Origin of the sequence: Vibrio sp. V43_P6S15P86 (assembly GCF_009904725.1) — a bacterium.
GTDB classification, from domain to species: Bacteria; Pseudomonadota; Gammaproteobacteria; order Enterobacterales; family Vibrionaceae; genus Vibrio; species Vibrio diabolicus.
This window is the reverse complement of record NZ_WXWT01000076.1, coordinates 1-3409: the sequence shown is the minus strand read 5'-3', so window position 1 is coordinate 3409 and position 3409 is coordinate 1. Positions and strand designations below refer to the sequence as shown.

The window sequence follows — 3409 nt, the reverse complement described above, 5'->3', positions numbered from 1 at the left end:
CGGCAGAGTATCGTGGTGAATTTCATGTTGGAGGAAATAAATGGAATTATTCAAACTGTGACGACGGCACTGTACATCAGTTGACTTGAATCAATTGAGGGTGGAGTTACCTCTTATGAGGTATGGGGAAGAGGTACGTTTAGCGCTATTTATGCTTAACTTGATAAAGGAGTTTCGTTGAGGAAATAGCATGAAATCCTCTCAGTCTAAAACATCGCAAAGTCGGCGTCGATTTTTGCGTGATACTGTCCGAACTGCGGCAGGCGTTGGCGCAGCGGCGTGTGTGTTGGGCTTACAATCGCTGCAAAGCCAAGCTCGAGAAACGAAAGGTGTGCCTATTCGCCCACCCGGTGCTTTGCCAGAAGGCGATTTCGAATCAGCCTGTATTCGATGTGGCTTGTGTGTTCAAGCATGCCCTTACGAAACATTGAAACTTGCGACATTACTTTCACCCGTCGCGACTGGCTCACCTTACTTTACTGCACGCGATATTCCCTGCGAAATGTGCGAAGACATTCCTTGTGTTGTCGCTTGTCCGAGTGGGGCGCTGGATCCGAAACTAACCGATATTGATGATGCTCGAATGGGTACAGCGGTTCTTATTGACCATGAAACTTGCCTTAACTGGCAAGGATTACGATGCGACGTTTGTTATCGCGTTTGTCCGCTGATTGATGAAGCCATCACGTTAGAGATGGTTCACAACGACCGAACTGGCTATCACGCCAAACTTATCCCTACAGTGAATTCCGAAGTGTGTACCGGATGCGGTAAGTGTGAACAAGCGTGCGTGTTGGATGTCGCTGCTATTAAAGTCGTCCCGACGGATTTGGCGAAAGGCAAAGTGGGCAGCCACTACAATTTTGGTTGGAAAGAGATCGACAAACCACTCGAAAATATCCTCCCTAGTGAGACGCCTGTGCCGGAAGGTGCGCTTGAATCGCTAAAAGGAGGTAAGTAATGGCAAAGAATTTAGCTCAAAATGCTGGCAAAGAAGCGCTTGAAAAGCTTGGTTGGTGGCGCGCGCATCGGTTTTTGATTTTACGTCGGCTATGTCAGTTCACCATCATTGCGCTGTTTATGGCTGGGCCGACGCTAGGAATTCTAACTGGTAATCTGTCATCAAGTATGTTGCTTGATACCGTGCCGTTAAGTGACCCGTTAATCGTGCTTCAAGCTTTGGCGACAGGGCATGTTCCGGAGTTTAATGCGTTGTTAGGCGTAGTGATCGTCGTTGCGTTTTACGCGATTTTGGCGCCGCGCGCATTTTGTGCTTGGGTGTGCCCGTTGAACATCGTGACAGACTTGGCGGCGTGGTTGCGTCGAAAGCTCAACATTAAAGCGAGCTATCGTTGGTCTCCCGTGATTCGTTATTGGCTGATCCCTGTTTTGATGTTGGGCAGTGCGCTGTCTGGCGCAATTCTTTGGACATGGTTAGATCCAGTGGCGGCACTGCATCGCGGGTTGGTGTTTGGTATGGGCGCAGGTTGGGTGTTGATCGCCCTAGTGTTCGTGTTGGATTTACTCTTGGTTGAGCATGGGTGGTGTGGGCACTTATGTCCACTGGGGGCTACCTATGGCCTGATAGGCCGAAAAAGCCTGTTGCGCGTTACTGCTGTTCGCCGCGAAGATTGCACCAAATGCATGGATTGCTTTTACGTTTGCCCAGAACCAGAAGTGCTTCGGCAGCCTTTGAAAGAGGGAGATCGTCGAGTTATGGATCAAAACTGTATTAGCTGTGGTCGTTGTTTGGATGTATGTCCAGAACATGTGTTTGAATTTAAGAATCGCCTATCAGTAAAAGTCATTGATTAAGCCACTGAGCACATTTACTCATGCTTTATTTCTCTTGATACTTGAACATCGCGCTTAGCCAAGGAGTTAAGTGCGATGTTTATCTTCATAACAATATTCCTCAGCCATATCTGCTTGCTCTGGGTTGAAAATAATAATGATATTGCGAATTTGTTACATTTAAAGCTATGATGATGCCTTCATATTTAAAGGAAACATCATGACTACCTCATCGCACGACTGGAGAACGCCGCAAAATTTCCTCCTGTTAATTTCCATTATCGTGCCCATTGCTTTTTCTACCTGGATGGCGTTGTTGAACAACTTTGTTATCGAGAAAGCAAACTTTGATGGTGCCGACATAGGCTTATTGCAAAGTGTGCGTGAAATTCCGGGTTTTTTGGCCTTTACCGCCGTGTTTGTATTGCTGTTTATCCGAGAGCAACGCTTTATGCTCGTCTCTTTGGCGATGCTTACGCTTGGTACGGCATTAACAGGTTATTTTCCCACTTTGTACGGTCTACTTTTTACAACCTTGTTAATGTCCACCGGCTTCCATTACTTTGAAACACTCAAGCAGTCTTTGTCTTTACAATGGCTATCTAAAGAAGAAGCGCCAGAAATGCTGGGTAAGTTTATTTCTGTTGGAGCTTTGGCCTCTCTGTTTACCTACGGCGCCATTTGGGTTTCGCTCGAACAGCTCAAACTTGATTTTAAAACGGTCTATTTAATGGCTGGTGGTTTAGGTTTTGTGCTCATTTTGGTGATGGCATTTGCCTTCCCACAATTTAAGACAAAAGTGCCTCAGAATAAGAAGCTCATCCTGCGTAAACGTTACTGGTTATACTATGCGCTTACGTTTATGAGTGGAGCACGCCGTCAGATTTTTACGGTGTTTGCTGGTTTCTTGATGGTAGAAAAGTTTGGTTACTCCGCCGCAGATATTACGTTGCTGTTCCTGATTAACTATGTCTTTAACTTCTTGTTTGCGAAGCGAATAGGCCGTTTTATCGGCGTTGTAGGTGAGCGCAAAGCGTTGATGTTTGAATACGTCGGTTTGATCTTCGTGTTCGTCGGGTACGGTTTGGTGCAAACGGCAGAGTGGGCGGCAGCATTGTATGTTGTCGATCATTTATTTTTCGCGTTAGCGCTTGCGATTAAAACCTACTTCCAGAAAATTGCCGATCCTGCCGATATGGCGTCGACTGCAGGCGTTGCGTTTACGATTAACCATATTGCGGCGGTTGTAATACCTGTTACGTTTGGTGTGATTTGGCTGGTTTCACCTGCTAGCGTATTTTACATCGGAGCTGGTATGGCAGCGGTGAGCTTGCTGTTGTCACTCAATATTCCAGCGAAGCCGGAAGAAGGCAACGAAACTCGCTTGTTGAAGTGGAGTTAAGTTGGCACTCACTATCTAATCATTAAAGCGAATACCTGTAATTAGACTCGCTAAAAAGGGTGCTTATGCGCCCTTTTCTTTTTATTGCAAATAGATAATCCCTCCAATGGTTGTCAATGCATGCCACGTCCGTTAGGGTTTAGAACTAAGTATTTCGAAATAACTTGGGCATAACTGACGCGAAACAATAAGAGGGGAGCTATACAGTGCAGA

The 3409-nt window shown here is 46.1% G+C and carries 3 protein-coding genes; all 3 read left to right on the top strand.

Annotation, left to right across the window (positions count from 1 at the left end; genetic code table 11):
* Positions 1-190: 190 nt before the first annotated feature.
* The 3 genes from napG (at position 191) to CAG69_RS03415 (ending at position 3196) form a co-directional block, all read left to right on the top strand.
* On the top strand, positions 191-961 hold the full coding sequence (napG, locus tag CAG69_RS03425) for a ferredoxin-type protein NapG (protein WP_006741942.1): 771 nt from the start codon (positions 191-193) through the stop codon (positions 959-961).
* Positions 961-1815 carry a quinol dehydrogenase ferredoxin subunit NapH gene (napH, locus tag CAG69_RS03420; protein WP_161442733.1) on the top strand — a complete coding sequence of 285 codons (855 nt, stop codon included), beginning with the start codon at positions 961-963 and terminating at the stop codon, positions 1813-1815. Before napG ends, napH begins: the two co-directional genes overlap by 1 nt.
* Positions 1816-2014: 199 nt before the next feature.
* On the top strand, positions 2015-3196 hold the full coding sequence (locus tag CAG69_RS03415) for an MFS transporter (RefSeq protein ID WP_161442731.1): 1182 nt from the start codon (positions 2015-2017) through the stop codon (positions 3194-3196).
* Positions 3197-3409: the final 213 nt, after the last annotated feature.